Origin of the sequence: Streptomyces mutomycini, assembly GCF_001700505.1 — a bacterium.
Classification (GTDB): Bacteria; Actinomycetota; Actinomycetes; order Streptomycetales; family Streptomycetaceae; genus Streptomyces; species Streptomyces mutomycini.
This window is the reverse complement of sequence record NZ_MAPV01000075.1, coordinates 1-22,486: the sequence shown is the minus strand read 5'-3', so window position 1 is coordinate 22,486 and position 22,486 is coordinate 1. Positions and strand designations below refer to the sequence as shown.

Here is a 22,486-nt window from a genome sequence, read left to right as displayed (position 1 = left end):
CACGGGGCTTTTCTGCGTTCAGAGCGTCTAGGGTCGAACCATGCGCTACGAACTGGTCATCTTCGACAACGACGGCGTGCTCGTCGACAGTGAGCCGATCTCCAACACGGTCCTGGCCGGCTACCTCACGGAGCTCGGCCACCCCACCTCGTACGAGGAGTCCCTCCGCGACTACATGGGGGCCGCCATCCACCGGGTGCACGACCTGGTGGACGAGCGGACGAGTCAGAAGCTCCCCGCGGACTTCGACGAGGAGCTGCACCGCCGGACACTCGCCGCGTTCCAGGAGGAGCAGCTGGCCGCGGTCGACGGGGTCGAGGACCTGCTGGGCGAGCTCGTCGCCGACGGGGTGGCGTACTGCGTCGCCTCGTCCGGCAGCCACCAGAAGATCGCGGCCGGGCACCGCAGGACCGGGCTCGACCAGTGGTTTGAGGAGGAGTGGATCTTCAGCTCCGAGGACGTCGGGAGAGGGAAGCCGGCCCCGGACCTGTTCCTCCACGCCGCGGAACGGATGGGCGTCGCTCCGGACCGGTGCGTCGTGATCGAGGACAGTCCGCTCGGCGTCGAAGCGGCCCGGGCGGCGGGCATGGAGGTGTACGGCTTCACCTCGATGATGCCGGCGGACCGGCTCGGCGGGGTCACCGGACACTTCTCCGACATGTCGCAGCTCCCCAAACTGCTCGCCTGACCGATCTACCCAGCGGTGGACCGGGGCTCTACGCTCGCGGCCATGACGGATGCGCGGTCGCGGTACGGCAGAGCCTCCCTGGCGTTCAGCTTCCTGGTGCAGGGGGTGACCTTCGCCCTGCTGGTGACCCGCATCCCCGCCATTCAGGACCGTTACGGGATATCCGACGGGCTGCTGCCCGTCTTCCTGGCAGCGGTGCCCGTGCTGGCGGGGGCCGGCAGCGTGGCCACCGAGAAGGTGGTCGCGCGTGTGCGGCCGGGCATCGTGCTCCGGTGGGCGCAGCCCGTCGTACTGCTGGCCCTCCTCGGGGTGGGTGCCGGCAGCGAGGTCTGGCAGGCGGTGCTCGCGCTCGGCCTCTTCGGGCTGGCGGTCGGGGCCCTGGACGCCTCGATGAACATGATGGGCGTCAGCCTCCAGCGCGCGTACGGGCGCAGCATCATGCTCGGCTTCCACGCCGCGTACAGCCTGGGCGGCATCGCCGGGGCGTCGATGGCGTGGGCCGGTGCGCACTGGGATCTGTCGCTGCTGGTGTCCTATCTGCCGGCGGTGGCAGTCCTGCTGCCCGCGGCTCTGATCGGGAGCCGGTGGTACGCGGAGGGGCGGACCGGCGGGGACGTGCTCGTGGAGGGGGCCGGTCAGGGGGCGTCCGTGCCGTTCAGGCTGCTGCTGCCGCTCTGCCTGGTGATGTCCTTCGCGTACATCGGTGACTCGACGGTCTCCAACTGGAGCGCGAAGTATCTGCAGGACGTGCTGGGCAGCTCGGAGCAGCTGGCGACGGTTCCGTACAACGTCTACATGGTGACGACGCTGCTGGGGCGGGCCGTCGGTGACCTCGGGGTGCGGCGGTTCGGGGCGGTGGCCGTGGTGCGGGGCGGCAGTGTGCTGGCCGCCGCGGGGTTCGCCGTGGTGGCGGTGGCGCCCGGGGCCTGGTGGGGGATGTTCGGCTTCACCCTGCTGGGGCTGGGGCTCTGTGTGATCGTGCCGCAGACCTTCGCCGCGGCGGGGCGGATGTTCCCCGGGGCGAGTGATGTGGCCGTGGCCCGGCTGAACGTCTTCAACTACGTGGGGTTCCTCGTGGGGTCGCCGCTCGTGGGGGCGCTCGGCGACGCGTGGAGCTACCGCGGAGCGATGCTCGTGCCCATGGTGCTGGTCCTCGCGACGCTGGTGTACGCCCGGTCGTTCGGTACGGTACCCGCCCGATACGGTGGCGGGCATGAGCGGGCGCGCGCAGCTGATGTGGGATGAGGCAGTAACGGGATACGACTTCGGGTCCAGTCACCCCATGGACCCGGTCAGACTCGCCCTGACGATGGGGCTGGTCCGGGCGTTCGGCCTCGACGGGTCGGTGGACGTCCGGTCGGCGAAGTCCGCGGGGGACTCCACGCTGCGGCTCGTGCACCGTGAGGACTACGTGGCGGCCGTGCGTGCGGCGTCGGCGGCTCCCGGCACCGCCGACCAGGCGTACGGGCTCGGGACCGTCGATGATCCGGCGTTCGCCGGGATGCACGAGGCGTCGGCGCTCATCGCCGGGCTCTCGGTGGGGGCCGCGGAGGCGGTGTGGCGCGGGGAGAGCCGGCACGCCGTGAATTTCACGGGCGGACTGCACCACGCGATGCCGGGGGCCGCCTCGGGTTTCTGTGTGTACAACGATCCGGCGCTCGCCATCGCCCGGCTGCTGGAGCTGGGTGCGGAACGGGTGGCGTACGTCGATGTGGACGTGCACCACGGCGACGGGGTGCAGGCGGCGTTCTGGGAGGACCCCCGGGTACTGACCGTGTCGCTGCACGAGCACCCGCGCACGCTGTTCCCGCAGACGGGCTGGCCGGAGGAGACCGGCGCCGGGGCGGGTGAGGGCGGTGCGGTGAACGTGGCGCTTCCGGCGGGTACGGGTGACGCCGGGTGGCTGCGGGCGTTCCACGCGGTGGTTCCCGAGCTGCTGGAGGACTTCCGGCCGCAGGTGCTGGTGACGCAGCACGGCGCCGATACGCACTTCGAGGACCCGCTGGCGCACCTCGCGGTGTCGCTCGACGCCCAGCGGGCCGTCATGACGGCCTGCCATGATCTCGCCCACGCCTACGCCGAGGACGGGCGCTGGGTGGCGCTGGGCGGCGGCGGTTACGCGGTGGTGGATGTGGTGCCGCGGTCCTGGACGCATCTCGTGGGGATCGCCGCGCACGCCCCGGTGGATCCGGAGTCGGTGATCCCGTCGTCGTGGCGGGACGAGGTCTACGCCCGTACACGGCAGTTGGGCCCGGCTCGTATGACGGACGGGCGTACGCCTTCGTGGAAGCCGTGGGAGGACGGGTACGACCCGGCGGACCGGCTGGACCAGGCGGTGCTGGCGACCCGGCGTTCGGTGTTCCCGTTGCGGGGCCTGCTGACCTGATCCCGTTACGCCAACGGTGGTGCGGTATCCGGGTTCCGGCCCGGGGGTGCTTCCCGTGCGGGAGCATCGGGAGGGTGTTGAGCACCGGAGCGCTGCGCGCCCATCTGCTGGCGGCCCGGATCGCCGGGCCCGTGGCCACGCCGCGGGAGACCAGCCTGCGGAGTTATCGGCTTTTCGCGGCGAGGGACCCCCGGGTGCTGCTCGGACTCGATCCGGACCGTGCGTGGGGCGAGCGCGACCTCCTGCGGCTGATGGCCGACAAGTGCGGGGTCTCGGACGATCCTGGTCATGTGTCAGGTCCGGACGTGATCGATCCCGAGCGGACCCTGGCCGCTCTGGACGCGTTCGCGCAGTGCATCGCCGGTGCCGCGGAGAGGCGGGCTCCGGTGCTGTTCGGCACCGGGCATCCGCACCGGCTGCTCGGGTTCTACGCCGGTCTGGCAGACGCTTTGTCGGCGGCCGGATGTGCGGTGCTCACCCCCGCGCAGGGCCGAAGTGTCGACATGACGACCCGGTTCGGCGTACGTACGTACTACCTCGACTACGTACGGGGTGTCGCGCTGGTGCGCGAACCGGGCGTGCGGGTGCCCGGGAGTGCGACCGGCGCACACACCCATTCGCCGCTGCCGGTTCGAGCTGTGCTGGAGGAGGCGGTGGAGGCTCGGGGAGTGCTGCCCGAGCTGGTCGTCGGGGACCACGGCTGGGTCTGCGGTGCAGGTCAGCTGGGGATCGAGGCCATCGGGCTGGCGGACACGGATGACCCCGCGCTGTTCGTGGGTGAGGCCGAGGGGCGGGTGTCCGTGGCCGTTCCGCTTGATGACGGTGTGAGGCCGGACTACTACCGGCCGCTGACCCGGTATGTGCTCAATCGGGCGCGTCTGTCACAGTAGGCGGCCGATCGCCTCACCTCTTCCCCACTCGCATCACCCGCCCCTAATCTGGGGAGTGAGCGCACAACGACGAAGAGTCACCGGAGGGGAAGCCGGTGCGCGTCTCGTGCGGAAGGTACAGGTGGGTCATGGCTGCTGGCAGTGAGAGGCCTCTTTCCGAGGTCAAGTTTCTGACCGTGGCGGAAGTCGCCTCGGTCATGAGGGTGTCGAAGATGACCGTGTACCGCTTGGTGCACAGCGGTCATCTGCCGGCGATCAGGGTGGGAAGGTCCTTCCGGGTCCCGGAGCAAGCGGTTCACGAGTATCTTCGCGAGTCCTTCGTGGGGGTGGAGTCGGCCTGAGGTTGCCCTCGGATTACGCCCCTCACCCAGTGGCGGGTAGGCTAGGCCGACGTAGGTCGTGTGGGCCCAGACGCCCCGCACCAGTGAAGATGAAGTGAGCGAGGGTAGTCGTGGGCTCTGTTATCAAGAAGCGGCGCAAGCGGATGGCCAAGAAGAAGCACCGCAAGCTGCTCAAGCGCACGCGCGTTCAGCGTCGCAACAAGAAGTAAGCGAACGCAGTTCGTGAGTCCGAGGCCCTTCCGCCGTTCTGGTGGGAGGGCCTCGGTGCGTTTCCCGGGCCGTGTTCCTGTCCCGTGTTCCCGGCTGTGGAGCCGTAGGGCGGATCCGGTGGAATTCCCGCCATCGGTTCGGTAAAGCCCGCCTGGGGTCATCACAGGGCAACATCCACCGACTACGGTGACGCCAGGGGAAGACCCCGCTCGACGGACGATCGAGGGAAGGCGCTGATCTTGGGGAAGATCGTGCTCGTCACAGGCGCGGCCCGGCAGCTCTCAGGCCGCTTCGTGCGGCGTATCCAGCGCGACCCCGGTGTGGACCGGGTGATCGCGGTGGACGCGGTCTCGCCCGGGCATCAGCTGGGCGACGCGGAGTTCGTCCTGGCGGACATCCGCCAGTCGGCGATCGCCAGGGTCCTCGCCGAGCACTCCGTCGACACGGTGGTCCATCTCGACGTGTCCGCGAAGGCGCTCGGCGCGGGCGGGCGGACGACCGCCAAGGAGACCAACGTCATCGGCACGATGCAGCTGCTCGGTGCCTGCCAGAAGTCCCCGTCGGTGCAGCGGCTCGTGGTCAAGTCCAGTACCAGTGTGTACGGCTCCGCCCCGCGCGACCCCGCGGTCTTCACCGAGACGACGCCGCCGAAGTCCCTGCCGAGCGGCGGCTTCGCGAAGGACGCGGTGGAGGTCGAGGGATATGTCCGCGGCTTCGCGCGCCGCAGGCCGGACGTGGCCGTGTGTGTGCTGAGGTTCGCGAACATCCTGGGCCCCGATCCGGACTCGCCGCTCGCCGACTATCTCGCGCTGCCGGTCCTGCCGACGGTCCTCGGGTACGACCCCCGGCTGCAGTTCGTCCACGAGGACGACGTCGTCGACGTGCTGGAGATCGCCGCCCGCGAACCACGGCGCGGCACGCTGAACAGCGGCACGTTCAACATCGCGGGCGACGGCGTGCTGCTGCTCTCGCAGTGCTCGCGCAGGCTGGGGCGGCCGACCGTGCCGCTGCTGCTGCCCGCCGTCACCTGGGTGGGGACGGCGCTGCGTACGGTCGGGATGACGGACTTCTCGCCGGAGCAGATCCGGCTGCTGACCCACGGCAGGGTGGTCTCGACCGTGCAGATGCGCGAGACACTGGGCTTCCGGCCGAAGTTCACCACGGCGGGCACGTTCGCGGAGTTCGCGCGGAGCCGGGGGCCGGGGCTGCTGCCTCCCGAGCGGGTGGGCAGGGCGGTCGGGCGGCTGGCCGAGCTGCCGATGGCCGGGGGGCCGGCCGACACGACACATTCGACGCACGGGGCCAGGTAGAGGAGTGCGACCGACGATGGCGGACGCCAAGGTCATTCCCTTCGACGACGACCGTTCGCGCTCCGGCGCGGGCCGGCGCAGAGGTGCGCTGCCGGGCGGCGGCCGGGTCCAGGGGCCCTCGTCGGCCGGCCCCGCGCCCGTGAGCGCCCTGCCGGGCGGTCAGGTGCCGGAAGGGGCCGCCGAGGCCGCAGGCGCCGCCCAGGACGGTGGAAAGGGCCCTGGGAGCGGCTGGGACCGGCGGATCGCGGGCGGACTCGCGTTTCTGCGGCGCCGGCTCACGGGTGATTACGACGTCGACGAGTTCGGCTACGACGAGGAGCTGACCGACCAGGTCCTCATGTCGGTGCTGAGGCCGCTCGCGGACAAGTACTTCCGTGTCGAGGTGAAGGGCATCGAGAACATCCCGTCCGACGGCGGGGCGCTCATCGTGGCCAACCACTCCGGGACGCTGCCGCTGGACGGGCTGATGCTCCAGGTCGCGGTGCACGACAACCACCCGGCCGAGCGGCATCTGCGGCTGCTCGCGGCCGATCTCGTCTTCATGCTCCCGGTGGTCAACGAGCTGGCCAGGAAGGCCGGGCACACCCTCGCCTGCGCGGAGGACGCGGAGCGGCTGCTGCAGGCCGGTGAGGTCGTCGGGGTGATGCCCGAGGGCTTCAAGGGCATCGGGAAGCCTTTCAGCGAGCGGTACAAACTGCAGCGCTTCGGGCGGGGCGGGTTCGTGTCGACGGCCCTGCGGGCCGGGGTGCCGATCGTGCCGTGCTCGATCGTGGGCGCGGAGGAGATCTACCCGATGATCGGCAACTCGAAGACGCTGGCACGGGTCCTGGGCATCCCGTACTTCCCGGTCACGCCGACTTTTCCGTGGCTGGGGCCGCTGGGCATGCTGCCGTTGCCGACGAAGTGGACGATCCAGTTCGGGGAGCCGATCCCCACGGACGGGTATCCGCCGGAGGCGGCGGAGGACCCGATGCTGATGTTCAACCTGACGGACCAGGTGCGGGAGCAGATCCAGCACACGCTGTACAAGCTGCTGGTGCAGCGCCGGTCGGTCTTCTTCTGACGTACGTACCGCATGCGTACGTACGCCATGCGGAACGTACTCCGTGCGGTACGCGTGAGAGGGGCCGTCCGATCCGGACGGCCCCTCCCACGTGCGGGTTCCCTACGGTTCGACGTCCTCGTCCTCGACCCCCAGGCCGGGCAGCAGGCCCGGGAGCAGCGGCGGGAGGGTGACGTCCGGTGCGGGTTTCGAGCCGGACGTGCCGCCCGGGGACGACGGGGTGGTGCCGTCCGTCGGGAGGTCGTCGAGCAGGCCGTCCGTGCCGCCGTCGAGCAGGCCGTCGGCCGGGCTGCTGTCGGAGCCGGAGGGCTTCGGAGAGGTGCTGTCGGACGCGCTGTCGTCCGGTGCCGCGGAGGGCGAAGGAGCCCTGCGGTCCGTGGCGGATGAGTCGCGGTCCTTCTGCGTGGAGACGGCGGGAGGCGCGTCTTCTCCGGTGCCCTGTGCGCGGGGCAGCAGGGACTTCAGGGGCGCGACTTCCTGGTCCATGGCCTCGAAGACGGAGCTGACCCTGTCGCTGATGTCGGTCAGCTGGACGGGCAGCCGGTCACGAAGGCTGCTCCAGCTCGCGCGGTGCGAGCTGGAGAAGGACTCCAGTGTCTGGATCGGGCCGAGGGACCCGTTGTGCCGGTAGGCGGTGTGGAGCAGGCGGTGGCCCTCGGTGGCGTCGTGCGTCATGCCGTCGAGGGCGCGTCTGACCTCACCGATCGATTCGTGGTCCATATCGCCGGAGCGGCCCCGCTCCATCAGCCGGCGGGCTTCGCTGAGGCGTGTCGAAGCCTGGTCGAGGTAGGCCTCGCCCCGGTCGGCGTCGCCGTTGGCCAGGCCGAGGCTGATGTCCTCCATGCCGCGCTTGAGCGGGTAGAGGGAATCACCCGGCAGGGCGTCGGAACTGGCAGCGGCCACTCCGCCGAACGCTCCCGCCGCCACACCGACCGTGAGCCCGCCCGCGGTGAGGCCCTTCGCCCAGCGGGAGCGGGGGCGCAGCCTCCGGATCGGGGACGCCCGGTGGGCTCCCTTGCTCCGCTGTTCGGGCACCGTAGGGCCCGTGGACGCACCGCCTTCGGCGAACATGGTCTCCATGGCCGCGACGAGCTGGGCTCGCTGCACCACTTTGACCTCGGGATCGAATTCCGGCTCCGGTAGCTCGCCGAGGCCGTTCGCCAGGGCCAACAGCTTTCCGTGGTCGGCCGGTTGGGCCGGGTCCTCGGGCTGTACGGCCGCCGCACCCTTGGGGGACTGCTCCTCCAGGGCCTGGGCGAAGGCGTTCGCCCGCCGGTGTGCCGAGACGTTTGCGATCACTGGCGGCACCTCCTCTCGTCATGACGGTCGACTCCCCTGGGGGTCCGGACGGTTGCCGACCCGAGGCGTTTCCACACGATCGAGCGAGTGGAAACGTTCAGGTACGGCGACAGGGGGCCTGCATCCGGCACAACGAGTGGCTCGGCAGTTGGGTTACGGACCGAGAATGAACCGATCGGTGTGTCACGGACACGTCACAGATGGTGACGTCAGCGGGCGTCGTCCGGCAGGAGTCGGGCGAGTGTCCGCACGGCCCGGTACTGCAAGGTTTTGATCGCGCCCTCGTTCTTTCCCATGACCCGCGCGGTCTCGGCGACCGAGAGGCCCTGCAGGAATCTCAGGGTCACGCACTCCTGCTGCTGTGGGTTGAGCCGGCGTACGGCTTGCAGCAGGGCTGCGTTGGAGAGGGATTCCAGGACGGAGTCCTCCGGGCTCCGCGCGACCTCGTTGGCGTCGAGCATTTCGCCGGTGGTCACTTCCAACCGGAAACGACTGGATTTGAAGTGGTCGGCGACCAGGTTCCGAGCGATCGTGACCAGCCAGGCGCCAAAGTCGCGGCCCTGCCAGGTGAAGGTGGAGATGCGGCGCAGTGCGCGGAGAAACGTCTCGCTGGTGAGGTCCTCCGCTGTCGCCTTGCCTCCCACGCGGTAGTAGATGTACCGGTACACGGTGTCGCTGTACTGGTCGTACAGGCGGCCGAAGGCATCGGCCTCACCGGCCTGCGCACGCTCGACGAGATCCATCATGCGCGCGCTGTCGCTGTCGGCTGTGGGCCGGCGGACGGCAGGCGTGGCCGCGGCGCCGCGGGTGGTGCGTCTTCCGACGGCCGCGCTGCGTTCGGCCAAGGCGTAACAAGGACCGGCAGGTACAGGGGTGGCGAATTGGGGGACGGCGTACGCGGTGGGGACGAAGCCGCGCAAGTGGTCGAGGACCGTTGCGCGCAGCGTAGCCAGGCCCGAGGTGCCAACCCCGACGTGTGGGTACACGGGACTCCCAGAGGCAGAGCTTCCATCACGTGCAGTTCGAAAACCGTCACTCGTGGTAGCGGGTGGCGGGCTCTTTGTGCGTCTGAGGAGAATAACGCTTCGTACAGGCGGTGCTACACCCAGTTGCTCAAATCATCGATTACGTCGCTTCCTTAACCTCTAAGTGACGGTTCAGGTGGCACATCGTGACCGGATATTGATCGAATGGCTTCGAGAAGTGCCTGCGGCGGCGACGGGTTGTGGTCGTCCGGATGCAACGCGACTGGCCGGAGCGATGGGTGCCCGTGCACTCTGTTCCGCTCCCGAATGGGCGTACGTCCCGGGCGTGCCGCTCCCGCGCCGTACACACGTGCAGGCGGGAACGCGCGGGGGAGCCGAGGGGGGAGGGGTCAGCGGCGGCGGCGGTGGAGTGCGACGGCCGCGGCTGTGCCGCCGGCCAGGGCGCCGACGCCCGCCGCGGCCGGGATGCCGACCTTGGCCGCCTTGCGGCCGGTGCGGTAGTCGCGGAGCCGCCAGTCCAGGGAGCGGGCGTGCTTGCGCAGCTTGGAGTCGGGGTTGATCGCGTACGGGTGGCCGACCAGGGAGAGCATCGGGATGTCGTTGTGCGAGTCGCTGTAGGCCGCGCAGCGCTCGAGGTCCAGGCTCTCGGCCGCCGCCAGTGCGCGGACCGCCTCGGCCTTCGCCGGGCCGTGCAGGGGCTCGCCGACCAGCCGGCCGGTGTAGACGCCGTCGACCGATTCGGCGACCGTGCCCAGGGCGCCGGTGAGGCCCAGGCGGCGGGCGATGATCGTGGCGGTCTCCACCGGGGCGGCGGTGACCAGCCAGACCCTCTGCCCGGCGTCGAGGTGGGCCTGGGCGAGGGCGCGGGTGCCGGGCCAGATGCGGTCGGCCATGTACTCGTCGTAGATCTCCTCGCCGATGGACATCAGCTCGGAGACGCGGTGGCCCTTGACGATGGACAGGGCGCTGTCGCGGGCGTCCTGCATGTGTTCCGGGTCCTCGACGCCGGCCAGCCTGAACCAGGCCTGCTGCCAGGCGAACCTGGTCAGTTCGCGGCGCTCGAAGAACTTCCGCTTGTAGAGGCCGCGCCCGAAGTGGAAGATCGCGGCGCCCTGCATGACGGTGTTGTCGAGGTCGAAGAAGGCGGCGGCGCGGGTGTCCCCGGCCACCGGGAACGCCGGTTCCAGGGCCTCTTCGATGGTGGCCGGCAGCTCTCCCGTGCCGGTCGGGAGCGCCGCCTTCTGCGCGGCCTCGGCTGCGGCCTCGCCTGCGAGCACGCTGCGTGCCGTGGCGGGGCGCCTGCGGGGGGTGAGCCATCCAAGAGCGGCCATGTCGTGAGCATAGCCATTCCGTTCGGCTGTTCCCGACGCGGCGGGATGCGGCGGCGTGAACTCTCCGGGACCGGGGCGTTAAACGGGTGATTCCGTGCCCCGGCCGCGCCCCGGCCGCGCCCCGGCCGAGCCCCGGCCGTGCCCCGCGGTGTCCGGCGAGGGGCGCAGAATGAGGGTATGAGTGCTCTGCTGCGTCGTACGAAGAAGAAGCCCGCGGACCGGGTGGTGACCCTCGTGGGGAAGCCGGGGTGTCACCTCTGTGACGATGCGCGGCTGGTGGTGAGCGCGGTGTGCGAGGAGACCGGGGCGTCCTGGGTGGAGCGGGACATCACGCAGGACGAGGCGCTGCACAAGGAGTACTGGGAGCAGATCCCGGTGGTCCTGGTCGACGGCGAACAGCACACCTTCTGGCGGGTGGACCCGGCCAGGCTGCGCACGGCGCTGCGGACGTGAGGGGGCTTCCTGGGAGAAAGACGGTTAACATCATGGGCGTTTTGAGTGGTCTCGGGGGCGTGGACATGAGGAGTGTGTACCGTCTTGCCCCCTTCGGGCCCGCAACGGACTGACGGCGTCCCCGGTTCCGGGAGCGCGCGGGGAATATGCGTGACCCCGGTCACTTTGACCAGACAAAACGGACACTATCTTTGTGCACGCGTTCACAAAGACATAGCCTGCAGTGGACGGGGCGGTCATAGGACATACGGCCGCCTGCAGCCCCGCTCATCCCGCAGGAGCACCGTGGCAACTGGCCGAACTCACCGACCGGCGACCCGTAGCCGAGGAATTCCCGAGGCCACCGTCGCCCGACTTCCGCTGTATCTCCGCGCACTGACGGCGCTCTCCGAGCGCTCGGTTCCCACGGTCTCCTCCGAGGAACTCGCCGCGGCGGCGGGAGTCAACTCCGCGAAGCTGCGCAAGGACTTCAGCTATCTGGGCTCCTACGGCACCCGCGGGGTCGGCTACGACGTCGAGTACCTCGTCTACCAGATCTCCCGTGAGCTGGGGCTCACCCAGGACTGGCCGGTCGCGATCGTCGGTATCGGTAACCTCGGCGCCGCGCTCGCCAACTACGGCGGCTTCGCCTCCCGTGGCTTCCGGGTGGCCGCGCTGATCGACGCCGACCCCGCCATGGCGGGTACGCCCGTGGCCGGGATCGCCGTCCAGCACACCGATGACCTGGACCGCATCATCAGCGACAACGGTGTGTCCATCGGTGTCATCACCACCCCGCCCGGCGCGGCCCAGCAGGTCTGCGACCGTCTCGTCGCCGCCGGTGTCACATCCATCCTGAACTTCGCGCCGACGGTGCTCTCCGTGCCCGACGGCGTCGACGTGCGCAAGGTCGACCTCTCGATCGAGCTGCAGATCCTCGCCTTCCACGAGCAGCGCAAGGCCGGCGAAGAGGCCGCTGCCGACGGCAGGGCTGGTGTGGACGGCGACGCCGACACCGATGCGCCGCCGATGCGGGCCACCCCCGCCGGCCGGAAGGGACCTGACGGGGACATGCCCGCCGTGATGCCGGCATGAGTCTCCTGGTCGTAGGTCTGAGCCACCGCAGTGCCCCCGTCTCCGTGCTGGAGCGGGCGTCCCTGGCGGCCGATGCCCGGACGAAGCTGCTCGCAGACACCCTCGCCGCGGAGCCCGCGACCGAGGCCACCGTCCTGGCCACCTGCAACCGCATCGAGCTGTACGCGGACGTGGACAAGTTCCACGCGGGTGTCGCCGAGCTGTCCACCCTCCTCGCGCAGCACAGCGGGGTCGGGCTGGACGAGCTCACTCCTTATCTCTATGTGCACTACGAGGACCGTGCCGTCCACCACCTCTTCTCGGTGGCGTGCGGGCTGGACTCGATGGTCGTCGGCGAGGGCCAGATCCTCGGCCAGATCAAGGACGCGCTCGCGCTGGGGCAGGAGCTCCACACGGCGGGCCGGCTGCTGAACGACCTCTTCCAGCAGGCCCTGCGGGTCGGCAAGCGCGCCCACAGCGAGACCGGGATCGACAGGGCCGGGCAGTCGCTCGTCTCCTTCGGTCTCGAGCAGCTGGCCGACGGTGCCGAGGTGACGGAGTGGGCGGCCGGCAAGCGTGCCCTGGTGATCGGCGCGGGCTCGATGTCCTCGCTCGCCGCCGCCACCCTGGCCCGTGCGGGCGTCGAGGAGATCGTCGTCGCCAACCGGACCCGGGCACGTGCCGACCGGCTCGTGGAGATCCTCGGCCAGGCCGGTGTCCCGAGGGCGCGCGCCGTGCTGATGGCCGCGGTCGCCGACGAACTGACACGTGCCGATGTCGTCGTGTCCTGTACGGGCGCGACGGGGCTCGTGCTGACGGCGGAGGCCGTGGCGGATGCGCTCGGCGTCGACTTCGACGCCGCGGTCCCGGCGCCCCGGGCCCCGGTCACCCCAGCGCCCGACGACCTGGACCAGCACGCCGCGTGGGTGGAGAACGGGTCCGCCACGGCTGCCGCACAGGACCGGGCCGTGGGCCGGGTGCCCGCGCGGCCGGCCGTCACCGGCCCCGCCCGCCTCCACCTGCTCGACCTCGCGATGCCGCGTGACATCGACGGTGCGGCCCACCGCGTCGCCGGTGTGCGCCTCGTCGACATCGAGTCGCTCGCCGAGGCGTCCGCTGACGCCCCGATGGCCGCCGATGTGGACCAGGTGCGCACCATCGTCGTCGACGAGGTCGCCGCCTTCGGAGCCGCGCAGCGCGCCGCCCACATCACTCCGACCGTCGTCGCCCTGCGCACCATGGCCGCCGATGTGGTGGCCGGCGAGATCGCGCGGCTCGACGGGCGCCTCCCCGATCTGGACGAGAAGCAGCGCGCCGAGATCACGCAGACCGTGCGCCGCGTCGTCGACAAGCTCCTGCACGCGCCCACCGTGCGGGTCAAGCAGCTCGCCAGCGAGCCCGGCGGCGCCGGGTACGCCGATGCGCTGCGGGAACTCTTCGACCTCGACCCGCAGACGGTGGCCGCCGTCTCACGGGCAGACCTGAACGACCCGAATAGAGGGCGGTCATGACCGACAACTCACCCCTGGGCGGGGAGACCACCACACCGCTCCGGCTAGGCACCCGGCGCAGCAAGCTCGCCATGGCGCAGTCCGGCATGGTGGCCGACGCCGTCCGCGAGGTGACCGGGCGTGCCGTGGAGCTCGTCGAGATCACCACGTACGGGGACGTCTCCCGGGAGCACCTGGCGCAGATCGGCGGGACCGGCGTGTTCGTCGCGGCTCTGCGCGAGGCGCTGCTGAGCGGCGAGGTGGACTTCGCCGTCCACTCGCTCAAGGACCTGCCGACCACACAGCCGGAGGGCCTCGTCCTGGCCGCCGTGCCGGAGCGCGAGGATCCGCGCGACGCACTGGTGGCGCGGGACGGGCTGACCTTCGCGCAGCTGCCGCCCGGTGCCCGCATCGGGACCGGTTCGCCGCGCCGCATGGCGCAGCTCAACGCGTACGCCCGCTCGCACGGCCTCGAGATAGAGACCGTCGCGATTCGCGGCAACGTCGATACGCGTATTGGTTTTGTACGAAGCGGGGAGCTGGACGCGGTGGTACTCGCCGCCGCCGGGCTCAGCCGCCTCGGACGCACGGACGAGGTCACCGACTTCCTGCCGGCCGACACCGTCCTGCCCGCTCCCGGCCAGGGAGCACTGGCGATCGAATGCGCTGAAAGCAGCGCGGACCTCGCCGCAGCGCTCGCCGAGCTCGACGACCCGTACACCCGGGTCGCCGTGACCGCCGAGCGTGCCCTGCTCAACGCCCTGGAGGCCGGATGCTCCGCACCTGTGGGTGCGCTGGCCGACCTCCTGGCCGAAGGGCAGGTTGTCAACGAACTGCGCCTGCGCGGTGTCGTCGGTTCGACCGACGGTACTTCCCTGGTGCAGCTGTCCATCACCGGTCCCGTCCCCACGTCGCACGACGACGCGGCGGCCCTCGGTCGCGAGCTCGCGGCCGAGATGCTCGCCAAGGGTGCGGCCGGTCTTATGGGGGAGCGAGCACTTTGAGCCCCACCGGCCCTGTCGTATCCGACTTCCCTGTCCTGTCCTCAGGGCATGTCACCTTCCTCGGCGCCGGTCCCGGCGACCCCGGACTGCTGACTCTTCGCGCTGTCGAGGCGCTTGCGAGCGCGGACGTCCTTGTAGCCGAACCGGACGTCCTCGACGTCGTTCGCTGCCATGCGCGGGCAGGGGTAAGCACGCCTGAGATGGCGGTTGTTGACGTGGCGTCAGCACCCGCGGGAGTACCTGTCCTCAGGGACGCCGCCAATCTTGTCATGGAGGCAGCGAAGGGCGGCAGGCGGGTGGTGCGTGCCGTCACGGGCGACCCCGGCCTGGACGGCAACACGGGCGCGGAGATGCTCGCCTGCGCTGCCGCGGGTGTGCCTTTCGAGGTCGTGCCCGGCATCGCGAACGCGGTCGGTGTACCCGCGTACGCCGGTGTGCCGCTGCGCGACGCCCAGGGCGCTGATGTGCGTTTCGTCGACGCGCGTACCGCTTCGGACCGCTGCTGGTCCGAGGTCGGCGCGAGTGACGCGACGGCCGTCGTGTCCGCGTCGCTCGACTCGGTGGCCGCGGCCGCCGGTGAGCTGGTCTCGGCCGGGCGCAAGCCCGACACCCCGCTCACGGTGACGATCGCCGGGACGACGACCCGCCAGCGCACCTGGACGGCGACCCTCGGGACGATCGCCCAGGTCCTGAAGCAGGCCAAGGTCCTCCCGTCGCCGGACGGGCACCAGCCGGTGATAGCCGTGGTCGGGGAGCGCAGCTCCGCCGCACAGCGCGACCAGCTCGCGTGGTTCGAGTCCAAGCCGCTGTTCGGCTGGAAGGTGCTCGTGCCGCGTACGAAGGAGCAGGCGGCGTCGCTCTCCGACCAGCTGCGTTCGTACGGCGCCGTGCCGCACGAGGTTCCGACGATCGCCGTGGAGCCGCCGCGCACGCCGCAGCAGATGGAGCGCGCGGTCAAGGGTCTGGTCACGGGCCGCTACGAGTGGATCGCGTTCACCTCGGTGAACGCGGTGAAGGCCGTGCGGGAGAAGTTCGAGGAGTACGGGCTCGACGCCCGTGCCTTCGCCGGGATCAAGGTCGCGGCCGTCGGCGAGCAGACCGGTGCCGCGCTGATCGACTTCGGCGTGAAGCCGGATCTGGTGCCGTCGGGTGAGCAGTCGGCCGCCGGTCTGCTGGAGGACTGGCCGCCGTACGACCCGGTCTTCGACCCGATCGACCGGGTGTTCCTGCCGCGTGCGGACATCGCCACCGAGACCCTGGTGGCCGGGCTCATCGAGCTGGGCTGGGAGGTCGACGACGTCACCGCGTACCGCACGGTCCGCGCCTCGCCGCCGCCGGCCGAGACCCGGGAGGCCATCAAGGGCGGCGGTTTCGACGCGGTGCTCTTCACCTCGTCCTCGACCGTCCGAAACCTGGTCGGTATCGCGGGCAAGCCGCACAACGTGACGGTGATCGCGTGCATCGGTCCGGCCACGGCGAAGACCGCCGAGGAGCACGGCCTGCGGGTCGATGTCCTGTCCCCGGAGCCGTCGGTCCACAAGCTGGCGCAGGCGCTGGCGGACTTCGGCGCGCAGCGCAGGGACGCGGCCAAGGAGGCCGGTGACCCGGTGACCCGGCCGAGCGAGCGGCGCCCCGGTGCGCGGCGTCGCAGGACGACGACCTGAGGGTCGTCGACGGATGTGCGGGGCCCGGTCGCTTCTTCGTGAAGCGGCCGGGCCCTCTGCGTGGGGGCCCGGTCCCGGTCCGTGAGGTCGCCGGTGGGGCCGCCCCAAGCTCTCAGGGAGGTCGGTCCGCCCGTCTCAGGGTGCGGTGGTGGAGTCCGTCGATTCCGCGGTGCGGCGGAACTCGGCGTTGATGCGCTGCGCTTCTTCGAGTTGGTCCTCGAGGATGATGATGCGGCAGGCGGACTCGATGGGCGTGCCCTGGTCGACGAGTTCTCGGGCGCGTGCGGCGATGCGCAGTTGGTAGCGGGAGTAGCGGCGGTGGCCGCCGGGGGAGCGGAGCGGGGTGATGAGGCGGGCTTCGCCGATGGCGCGCAGGAAGCCCTGGGTGGTTCCGAGCATCTCCGCGGCCCGGCCCATGGTGTAGGCGGGGTAGTCGTCGTCGTCGAGACGGCCGAACGAGTCGTCTGCTGTCATCTCACCTCTCTGTGGAACGCGTGGAGGGGCCCTGGTGCCATTGGCACCAGGGCCCCGAAGGAACTGCTACACCATCTGCCGGCCCTGATACTGCGCCGGCCTTCTGTTTCCGCGGGCCCGACCTGAGTGCTGTCGGGGTTGCGGGGATCGCGGTTGCTTGACCGGAGACCACCTCACTATCGATGTCCTGCGGTACCCGGGCTCAGGCTTTCCGCCCGGGCGATCCTGATGGCGTCTGCTCCTCCGTTCTTCCCTCTGGGATCAATCACTTTCGTACTGCTGGTGTTGCCGGGGCCCGTGTCGGCGCCCCTCTCCGGCAGCCAGCCCCGTCGCCCGTCCTGCGTCTGCTCTGGCTTGGAACCCCACTGCCGAACCTCCCGGTGCGCGCGTCCGCAGCCGACGCCTTCACCGAGGTGCTGCTCGTTGACTTCACTGCTGCGTACGACGAACTGCACTTGCACACTGCTACTTCGTGAACCGCGGTACTGCTGGCGGCGGCCCCTCATCACTACGGGCCACCCGGTCCGGTCGTCAGTCCCGTCGCCGTCCTGCGAAAGCCCTGGCTTCGGAACTCCACCACCGCACCGTCATGCGAACTGCAACTGCGGTACTGCTGACCGGCAGTTCATCTCTGCCAGGCCCTGCTGTCTCTCTGGGCTACGAGATAAACCATAACCACGCCACCACCCAATGTCTACTCTGGGCGCCATAGATTTTTAGGCGCTCGGCGATGAGGTAATCACCCCGCCTCAGGGAAGAGCGGGAGCGAGCCGGTCGCCCCGAGGCCGGTTTTTCCGGCCCGGCTGTCGGTAAACTGCCGATGTGTGCGGGTCTAGTCTCGAAGGATGACTGAGTACGGAAACTTCCCCGGCTCGCGGCCCCGCCGGCTGCGGACGACCCCCGTCATGCGGCGCATGGTGGCCGAGACCCGGCTCGACCCGGCGAACCTGATCCTGCCCGCGTTCGTACGCGAGGGAATCGACGCGCCGGTCGCCATCTCGGCCATGCCGGGCGTGCAGCAGCACACCCTGGACACGCTGCGGAAGGCCGCGGTCGACGCGGTCGCGGCGGGCGTCTCGGGGATCATGCTCTTCGGGGTCCCGCTGGACGGGAAGAAGGATGCCCGGGGCACGGCGGGCACCGACCCGGAGGGCATTCTCCAGGTGGCTCTGCGGGCGGTGCGGGAAGAGGTCGGGGACGACCTGGTGATCATGTCCGACCTCTGTCTGGACGAGTACACCGATCACGGCCACTGCGGGGTGCTGACCGACGACGGCCGGGTGGACAACGACGCGACGCTGGAGCGGTACGCCGAGATGGCCCAGGTCCAGGCGGACGCGGGCGCCCATGTGGTGGGGCCCAGCGGCATGATGGACGGCCAGGTCGGGGTGATCCGCGACGCGCTGGACCAGACGGGCCATGAGGACGTGTCGATCCTCGCCTACACCGCCAAGTACTCCTCGGCCTTCTACGGCCCGTTCCGTGAGGCCGTCGGTTCCTCGCTCCAGGGTGACCGCAAGACGTACCAGCAGGACCCGGCGAACATCCGCGAGTCGATGCGCGAGCTGGCGCTCGACCTCGAGGAGGGCGCCGACATGGTCATGGTCAAGCCCGCCGGACCGTACCTGGACATCCTGGCGAAGGTCGCCGAGTCGGTGGACGTGCCGGTCGCGGCGTACCAGATCAGCGGCGAGTACTCGATGATCGAGGCCGCCGCGGAGAAGGGCTGGATCGACCGGGACGCGGCGATCCTGGAGAGCCTGACGGGCATCCGGCGCGCGGGTGCGCGGATGATCCTGACGTACTGGGCGACGGAGGTCGCGCAGCGGCTGAGGGGCTGAATCCTGGCGGAGCGGACGTGGGGCACGGTCCAGCTGGGCCGTTTCGTCTGGATCGGCGGACAGACCGGAGGAAGGTTCCCGCAATGTGGAGTCCGGCCAGGTAGATGGTCGCGGTCCTCTCGTGGCGGGTGGCGACGCCCTGCCGCTGCTTCAGTCGGTTGATGCAGCGTTCGTATGCCCCGCGGTCGAAGGCTGGTGGCCTGCAGCCCCTGGCTTCGGCGCCTCAGGCGGTGGCCGCGTTGATCGGCCGGAACGGGAATCACCGCCCTGATACCGCGCTTGCGCAGGTGTCCGGGGATCGCGCGGGAGGTGTACGCCCCATCGGCCAGGACCACGTCCTACCTGGTGCGGGGCCGTCCTCGCCGGCCAGGCGCGCCGCCGGCGTCCTCGCGCTGGGCGCCGCCCGGGGCCGGCCCTCCCCGCCGCACTCCACCCGGCCGGAGCCCATCACCTCCGGCCGCAATCCGGTCCGGCCGTTCGGGTCGTGGACGGCCTGAGGCGAGGTTGCATCGTCAGAAGGGCATACGGCCTCGGGTGCGGCGGCCGGCCGAGCCGCTGCGGCTTACGGCGTTGGAGCTGCTGCGGAATGGCTTGCTGAGGATCCGGCCCAGGATTCCGGGGGCTTTGCCTCCGGCGCGTGAACCGGCTCCCAGGGTGCGCTGGGTGCCGCGTTCGGGGTGCCGGGACAGCCGGGGGACGAGGAAGGCGAGAACAGCCAGAACGACACAGACTGCGACGATGCCGACAACCATCATGAAAGGCTCCTTGGGATGAGGTGTGTCTGCCGCGTGCCCCGTCAATCACGGCGTATGCGTCAAGTGCGGGGTGCCGGGGCGCCCCGAGGCTCTGCCCGGCGGCCTCTGCCGGCTGCCCGGCCAGGAGGTGCGGGAAGCCGCCGTCGGCTGCCTGCCGAACGGGATGTGCGCATCTGCGTCGCCGGGCTGCGCGACGTGCTCAGGGCCTGACGCCGGAGATCAGTGCGCGGTCCGTCAGTGACGTCGCCGGGCGTTGAGCCGGGCGGCCTGGCGGGTCAGGTGGTCGCGTTCGGAGAGGTCGGGTGCCTTGCGGGCCGCCTCGGCGTACAGCCGTGCCGCCGTCGCCGGATCGCCGTCGCGCTCGTGGAGGTACGCCGCCACCGCTGTGTGGCGGGGCAGTGAGGCGTCCAGCGCCGCGAGCGCCGCCAGACCGGCGCGGGGTCCGTCGGCCTCCCCGACGGCGACCGCGCGGTTGAGCCTGACGACCGGGCTGTCGGTCAGGCGTGCGAGCTCGTCGTACCACTCGACGATCTGCACCCAGTCGGTCTCCTCGGTGGTGGGCGCGTCGGCGTGGAGTGCCGCGATGGCGGCCTGGGCCTGGAACTCGCCCAGCCGGTCACGCGCGAGAGCCGCCTGGAGGATCCCGACACCCTCGGCGATCGACACGGTGTCCCACCGGCCGCGGTCCTGCTCGGCGAGCGGCACCAGGCTGCCGTCGGGTGCGGTCCTGGCCGCACGCCGGGCGTGGTGGAGCAGCATGAGGGCGAGCAGCCCCGCCACCTCGGGGTGGTCGATCGCGGCCGCGAGCTGCCGGGTGAGCCGGATGGCCTCGGCGGCGAGGTCGACGTCACCGGAGTAGCCCTCGTTGAAGACCAGATAGAGGACGCGCAGCACGGTCGCGACGTCGCCGGGCCGGTCGAGACGCACACCGGAGGCGGTGCGCTTGGCCCTGCTGATCCGCTGCGCCATGGTCGCCTCGGGCACCAGGTAGGCCCGGGAGATCTGGCGGGTGGTCAGCCCGCCGACGGCGCGCAGCGTGAGCGCGACCGCGGACGACGGCGTCAGCGACGGGTGGGCGCACAAAAAGTAGAGCTGGAGTGTGTCGTCCACGGTGGGCGCGGGACCGGGCGGCGGCTCCTCGTCGACGCGGTCCTCCCGCCGGCGGCGGGAGGCGTCGGCGCGCGTCACGTCGAGGAACTTGTGCCAGGCCACGGTGACGAGCCAGCCCTTCGCATCCCGTGGCCGGCCGGCCGGCCAGACGCGGAGCGCCTCGACGAGCGCCTCCTGCACGGCGTCCTCGGCCGCCGCGAAGTCTGCTCCGCGGCGGACGAGGATCCCGAGCACGCTCGGCGTGAGGCTCCTCAGCAGGGCCTCGTCCATCGATGAGGTCACTCCGTGATGGTGGGCGGCGCGGTCAGGAACGGGCGCACCTCCAGCCACTCGTGGATCGGCTTCCCGCCCGCACCGGGGGCGGCCGACAGTTCCCCGGCCAGCTCGACGGCGCGCTCGTAGCTGTCGACGTCGATGATCATCCAGCCGGCGATGAGGTCCTTGGTCTCCGCGAACGGTCCGTCGGTGACCGGCGGGCGCCCCTCCCCGTCGTAGCGGACCCACGCCCCCTCGGGGGCGAGCGCCTGACCGTCGACGAACTCGCCCGTCTTCTCCAGCCCGGCCGCGAAGTCGTTCATGTACTGCATGTGGGCCGAGATCTCCTCCGGCGTCCACCGGTCCATGGGGACGTCGTTGACCGCGGCCGGAGCGCCCCGGTAGTGCTTGAGCAGCAGGTACTTGGCCATGGTGTTCCTCCTCGCTGGTGCGACCCATTGTGGTCGCGTTCACCCCGGGGACGGAGCTGGACGCGGGTTCTCGACATCGCCGTCCGATTTTTTTGAGCTTTCTTGAAGCAGCCCGGCCCCTTGCCATCGAGTGCACTCCAACTCCTAGGCTGACGCTCCTCATCCCGCCTGCGACGGAGTACGGCCATGCGCTATCGAGCTCTCGGCAAGACCGGCATCGAGGTCAGCACCCACTGCCTCGGCACGATGATGTTCGGTGCCGTCGGCAACCCCGACCACGAGGACAGCGCACGCATCATCCACACCGCGCTGGACGCCGGAATCAACTTCGTGGACACCGCCGACATGTACTCGGCCGGCGAATGCGAGGAGATCGTCGGCAAGGCGCTCAAGGGCAGACGCGACGAGGTCGTGCTCGCCACCAAGGTGCACTTCCCGATGGGGGAGGGACGCAACCGCGGCGGCAACTCGCGCCGCTGGATCGTCACGGCCGTCGAGGACAGCCTGCGGCGCCTGGGTACGGACTGGATCGACCTCTACCAGGTGCACCGTCCTGACCACACCACCGACGTCGAGGAGACGCTGTCCGTCCTCAGTGACCTGGTGACGGCGGGCAAGATCCGGACGTTCGGCTGCTCCACGTTTCCCGCCGAGGACATCGTCGAGGCCCACCACGTCGCGGAGCGGCGCGGGCTGATGCGGCTGCGCACGGAGCAGCCGCCGTACTCGGTCCTCGCGCGCGGCCTCGAACGGTCCGTGCTGCCCACCGCGCAGCGCCTGGGCATGGGAGTGCTGACGTGGTCACCGCTCGCCTCGGGATTCCTGTCCGGCGCCTACCGCGAGGGCCGGCCTGCCGATCTCACCACCGGCCGCGCCAAGCTCACTCCGCACCGCTTCGACCCTGCCGTCCCGGGCAACGCCGCGAAACTCGCGGCCGTCGAGCGGCTCGCCGTTCTCGCCGAGGAGGTGGGCTGCACCCTGCCGGAACTGGCCGTCGCCTTCCCGCTGGTGCACCCGGCCGTCACATCGGTGATCATCGGCCCGCGCACCATGGACCAGCTCACCTCCCTGCTCAAGGGGGCTGACCTGCTGCTCGATGATGCGGTGCTCGACCGTATCGACGAGATCGTGGCGCCCGGCACCGACCTCTACCAGGCCGACGGCGCCTGGCAGCCGCCGTCACTCACCGAACGTGCTTGGCGCAGGCGCCCGGCCGGGGAGCGGGCGGCTGCGGGCTGAGCCCTTCGGCCGAGGGGGCCGGTCAGCTCCGGGCGGCGTAGGCGGCGTAGGCGGACGGGTGGTGGGGGTGACGGTGAAAGCCGGTCGGCCCGGGGAGGCCGCGTCGGCGTAGCGGCGGGCCAGGTGCGCGAAGGCGGCCGTCAGTTCCGCCGGGCCGACGACCTCGATGTCGGCGTCGAACCTGCCGATGGTGGCGGCCAGTCCGGTCCAGGA

22 protein-coding genes and 1 pseudogene are annotated in these 22,486 nt (G+C 70.7%); 15 read left to right on the top strand and 8 right to left on the bottom strand.

Translation table 11 applies throughout. The features are described 5' to 3' along the window. The first annotated feature begins 40 nt into the window (after window positions 1-40). The 8 genes from BFF76_RS11825 (at window position 41) to BFF76_RS11795 (ending at window position 6,888) form a co-directional block, all read left to right on the top strand. Entirely contained in the window at window positions 41-688 is a 648-nt protein-coding gene (locus BFF76_RS11825) for an HAD family hydrolase (protein WP_031098282.1), read from the top strand. A gap of 42 nt (window positions 689-730) precedes the next feature. After that, on the top strand, window positions 731-1,933 hold the full coding sequence (locus BFF76_RS11820; RefSeq protein WP_053928923.1) for an MFS transporter: 1,203 nt from the start codon (window positions 731-733) through the stop codon (window positions 1,931-1,933). Then, window positions 1,902-3,074, top strand: a complete 1,173-nt coding sequence (locus BFF76_RS11815) for an acetoin utilization protein AcuC (RefSeq protein ID WP_031098284.1) — start codon at window positions 1,902-1,904, stop codon at window positions 3,072-3,074. Before BFF76_RS11820 ends, BFF76_RS11815 begins: the two co-directional genes overlap by 32 nt. Before the next feature lie 74 nt (window positions 3,075-3,148). Next, window positions 3,149-3,964, top strand: a complete 816-nt coding sequence (locus BFF76_RS11810; RefSeq protein WP_053928922.1) for a phosphatase — start codon at window positions 3,149-3,151, stop codon at window positions 3,962-3,964. A 128-nt stretch (window positions 3,965-4,092) separates the two neighbouring features. Further along, the gene (locus BFF76_RS11805) at window positions 4,093-4,305 is read left to right on the top strand and encodes a helix-turn-helix domain-containing protein (RefSeq protein ID WP_053928921.1); all 213 of its coding nucleotides are present in this window, start codon (window positions 4,093-4,095) and stop codon (window positions 4,303-4,305) included. A 110-nt stretch (window positions 4,306-4,415) separates the two neighbouring features. Then, a complete protein-coding gene (locus BFF76_RS31235; RefSeq protein WP_003948845.1) occupies window positions 4,416-4,514 on the top strand; it encodes a 30S ribosomal protein bS22 in 99 nt (32 codons plus the stop codon). 240 nt (window positions 4,515-4,754) lie between these two features. Further along, window positions 4,755-5,825 carry an NAD-dependent epimerase/dehydratase family protein gene (locus BFF76_RS11800; RefSeq protein ID WP_065848165.1) on the top strand — a complete coding sequence of 357 codons (1,071 nt, stop codon included), beginning with the start codon at window positions 4,755-4,757 and terminating at the stop codon, window positions 5,823-5,825. 16 nt (window positions 5,826-5,841) lie between these two features. Continuing rightward, window positions 5,842-6,888 (top strand): lysophospholipid acyltransferase family protein, encoded by a 1,047-nt coding sequence (locus tag BFF76_RS11795; RefSeq protein ID WP_065848164.1) that lies wholly within the window; start codon window positions 5,842-5,844, stop codon window positions 6,886-6,888. 102 nt (window positions 6,889-6,990) lie between these two features. On the opposite strand, the gene BFF76_RS11790 is transcribed toward BFF76_RS11795, so the two are convergent. The 3 genes from BFF76_RS11790 to BFF76_RS11780 form a co-directional block, all read right to left on the bottom strand. Further along, on the bottom strand, window positions 6,991-8,187 hold the full coding sequence (locus BFF76_RS11790; RefSeq protein ID WP_031098292.1) for a DUF5667 domain-containing protein: 1,197 nt from the start codon (window positions 8,185-8,187) through the stop codon (window positions 6,991-6,993). A 209-nt stretch (window positions 8,188-8,396) separates the two neighbouring features. Next, the gene (locus BFF76_RS11785) at window positions 8,397-9,173 is read right to left on the bottom strand and encodes an ECF subfamily RNA polymerase sigma factor, BldN family (protein ID WP_031098294.1); all 777 of its coding nucleotides are present in this window, start codon (window positions 9,171-9,173) and stop codon (window positions 8,397-8,399) included. Between the two features lie 389 nt (window positions 9,174-9,562). After that, a complete protein-coding gene (locus BFF76_RS11780) occupies window positions 9,563-10,504 on the bottom strand; it encodes an HAD family hydrolase (protein ID WP_053928918.1) in 942 nt (313 codons plus the stop codon). 177 nt (window positions 10,505-10,681) lie between these two features. Here BFF76_RS11780 and BFF76_RS11775 point away from each other — a divergent pair, with 177 nt between their 5' ends. The 5 genes from BFF76_RS11775 to BFF76_RS11755 all read left to right on the top strand — a co-directional run bounded on the left by BFF76_RS11775 (window position 10,682) and on the right by BFF76_RS11755 (window position 16,168). Then, window positions 10,682-10,957 carry a glutaredoxin family protein gene (locus BFF76_RS11775; RefSeq protein ID WP_031098298.1) on the top strand — a complete coding sequence of 92 codons (276 nt, stop codon included), beginning with the start codon at window positions 10,682-10,684 and terminating at the stop codon, window positions 10,955-10,957. 285 nt (window positions 10,958-11,242) lie between these two features. Beyond that, complete coding sequence (locus tag BFF76_RS11770) at window positions 11,243-12,031, top strand: redox-sensing transcriptional repressor Rex (protein WP_031098299.1); 789 nt, start codon at window positions 11,243-11,245, stop codon at window positions 12,029-12,031. Next, window positions 12,028-13,521 carry a glutamyl-tRNA reductase gene (locus BFF76_RS11765; protein ID WP_065848163.1) on the top strand — a complete coding sequence of 498 codons (1,494 nt, stop codon included), beginning with the start codon at window positions 12,028-12,030 and terminating at the stop codon, window positions 13,519-13,521. The genes BFF76_RS11770 and BFF76_RS11765 overlap by 4 nt, the downstream gene beginning before the upstream one ends. Continuing rightward, window positions 13,518-14,504: a hydroxymethylbilane synthase gene (hemC, locus tag BFF76_RS11760; RefSeq protein ID WP_031098301.1), complete on the top strand. Its 987-nt coding sequence runs from the start codon at window positions 13,518-13,520 to the stop codon at window positions 14,502-14,504. The genes BFF76_RS11765 and hemC overlap by 4 nt, the downstream gene beginning before the upstream one ends. Then, a complete protein-coding gene (locus BFF76_RS11755) occupies window positions 14,501-16,168 on the top strand; it encodes a bifunctional uroporphyrinogen-III C-methyltransferase/uroporphyrinogen-III synthase (protein WP_053928916.1) in 1,668 nt (555 codons plus the stop codon). The genes hemC and BFF76_RS11755 overlap by 4 nt, the downstream gene beginning before the upstream one ends. A gap of 135 nt (window positions 16,169-16,303) precedes the next feature. On the opposite strand, the gene BFF76_RS11750 is transcribed toward BFF76_RS11755, so the two are convergent. Next, window positions 16,304-16,642, bottom strand: a complete 339-nt coding sequence (locus BFF76_RS11750) for a MerR family transcriptional regulator (RefSeq protein WP_031098306.1) — start codon at window positions 16,640-16,642, stop codon at window positions 16,304-16,306. A gap of 845 nt (window positions 16,643-17,487) precedes the next feature. On the opposite strand from BFF76_RS11750, the gene hemB reads away from it, so the two are divergent. Then, the gene (gene hemB, locus BFF76_RS11745; protein WP_053928915.1) at window positions 17,488-18,483 is read left to right on the top strand and encodes a porphobilinogen synthase; all 996 of its coding nucleotides are present in this window, start codon (window positions 17,488-17,490) and stop codon (window positions 18,481-18,483) included. A 512-nt stretch (window positions 18,484-18,995) separates the two neighbouring features. Here hemB and BFF76_RS11740 read toward each other — a convergent pair. From BFF76_RS11740 to BFF76_RS11730, 3 genes are all read right to left on the bottom strand, one after another. After that, window positions 18,996-19,238 carry a DUF6411 family protein gene (locus tag BFF76_RS11740; RefSeq protein WP_053928914.1) on the bottom strand — a complete coding sequence of 81 codons (243 nt, stop codon included), beginning with the start codon at window positions 19,236-19,238 and terminating at the stop codon, window positions 18,996-18,998. A 234-nt stretch (window positions 19,239-19,472) separates the two neighbouring features. Further along, on the bottom strand, window positions 19,473-20,618 hold the full coding sequence (locus tag BFF76_RS11735; protein ID WP_065848162.1) for an RNA polymerase sigma factor: 1,146 nt from the start codon (window positions 20,616-20,618) through the stop codon (window positions 19,473-19,475). A gap of 8 nt (window positions 20,619-20,626) precedes the next feature. Next, window positions 20,627-21,034 carry a YciI family protein gene (locus BFF76_RS11730; RefSeq protein ID WP_053928913.1) on the bottom strand — a complete coding sequence of 136 codons (408 nt, stop codon included), beginning with the start codon at window positions 21,032-21,034 and terminating at the stop codon, window positions 20,627-20,629. Between the two features lie 186 nt (window positions 21,035-21,220). Between BFF76_RS11730 and BFF76_RS11725 the strand changes: the two genes are divergently transcribed. Continuing rightward, on the top strand, window positions 21,221-22,273 hold the full coding sequence (locus BFF76_RS11725; RefSeq protein WP_065848161.1) for an aldo/keto reductase: 1,053 nt from the start codon (window positions 21,221-21,223) through the stop codon (window positions 22,271-22,273). Here the strand turns inward: BFF76_RS11725 and BFF76_RS33710 are convergent. Beyond that, a pseudogene (locus tag BFF76_RS33710) lies at window positions 22,214-22,486 on the bottom strand (hypothetical protein); the annotation flags it as partial. The gene BFF76_RS11725 and the pseudogene BFF76_RS33710 overlap by 60 nt on opposite strands.

Excerpts from the sequence above, each read along its gene's own strand:
- BFF76_RS11825 (WP_031098282.1), top strand. The coding sequence starts at position 41 with ATGCGCTACGAACTGGTCATCTTCGACAACGACGGCGTGCTCGTCGAC.
- BFF76_RS11820 (WP_053928923.1), top strand. The coding sequence starts at position 731 with ATGACGGATGCGCGGTCGCGGTACGGCAGAGCCTCCCTGGCGTTCAGC.
- BFF76_RS11815 (WP_031098284.1), top strand. The coding sequence starts at position 1,902 with ATGAGCGGGCGCGCGCAGCTGATGTGGGATGAGGCAGTAACGGGATAC.
- BFF76_RS11805 (WP_053928921.1), top strand. The coding sequence starts at position 4,093 with ATGGCTGCTGGCAGTGAGAGGCCTCTTTCCGAGGTCAAGTTTCTGACC.
- BFF76_RS11795 (WP_065848164.1), top strand. The coding sequence starts at position 5,842 with ATGGCGGACGCCAAGGTCATTCCCTTCGACGACGACCGTTCGCGCTCC.
- BFF76_RS11780 (WP_053928918.1), bottom strand. The coding sequence starts at position 10,504 with ATGGCCGCTCTTGGATGGCTCACCCCCCGCAGGCGCCCCGCCACGGCA.
- BFF76_RS11775 (WP_031098298.1), top strand. The coding sequence starts at position 10,682 with ATGAGTGCTCTGCTGCGTCGTACGAAGAAGAAGCCCGCGGACCGGGTG.
- BFF76_RS11765 (WP_065848163.1), top strand. The coding sequence starts at position 12,028 with ATGAGTCTCCTGGTCGTAGGTCTGAGCCACCGCAGTGCCCCCGTCTCC.
- hemC (WP_031098301.1), top strand. The coding sequence starts at position 13,518 with ATGACCGACAACTCACCCCTGGGCGGGGAGACCACCACACCGCTCCGG.
- BFF76_RS11750 (WP_031098306.1), bottom strand. The coding sequence starts at position 16,642 with ATGACAGCAGACGACTCGTTCGGCCGTCTCGACGACGACGACTACCCC.
- hemB (WP_053928915.1), top strand. The coding sequence starts at position 17,488 with ATGACTGAGTACGGAAACTTCCCCGGCTCGCGGCCCCGCCGGCTGCGG.
- BFF76_RS11740 (WP_053928914.1), bottom strand. The coding sequence starts at position 19,238 with ATGATGGTTGTCGGCATCGTCGCAGTCTGTGTCGTTCTGGCTGTTCTC.
- BFF76_RS11735 (WP_065848162.1), bottom strand. The coding sequence starts at position 20,618 with ATGGACGAGGCCCTGCTGAGGAGCCTCACGCCGAGCGTGCTCGGGATC.
- BFF76_RS11730 (WP_053928913.1), bottom strand. The coding sequence starts at position 21,034 with ATGGCCAAGTACCTGCTGCTCAAGCACTACCGGGGCGCTCCGGCCGCG.
- BFF76_RS11725 (WP_065848161.1), top strand. The coding sequence starts at position 21,221 with ATGCGCTATCGAGCTCTCGGCAAGACCGGCATCGAGGTCAGCACCCAC.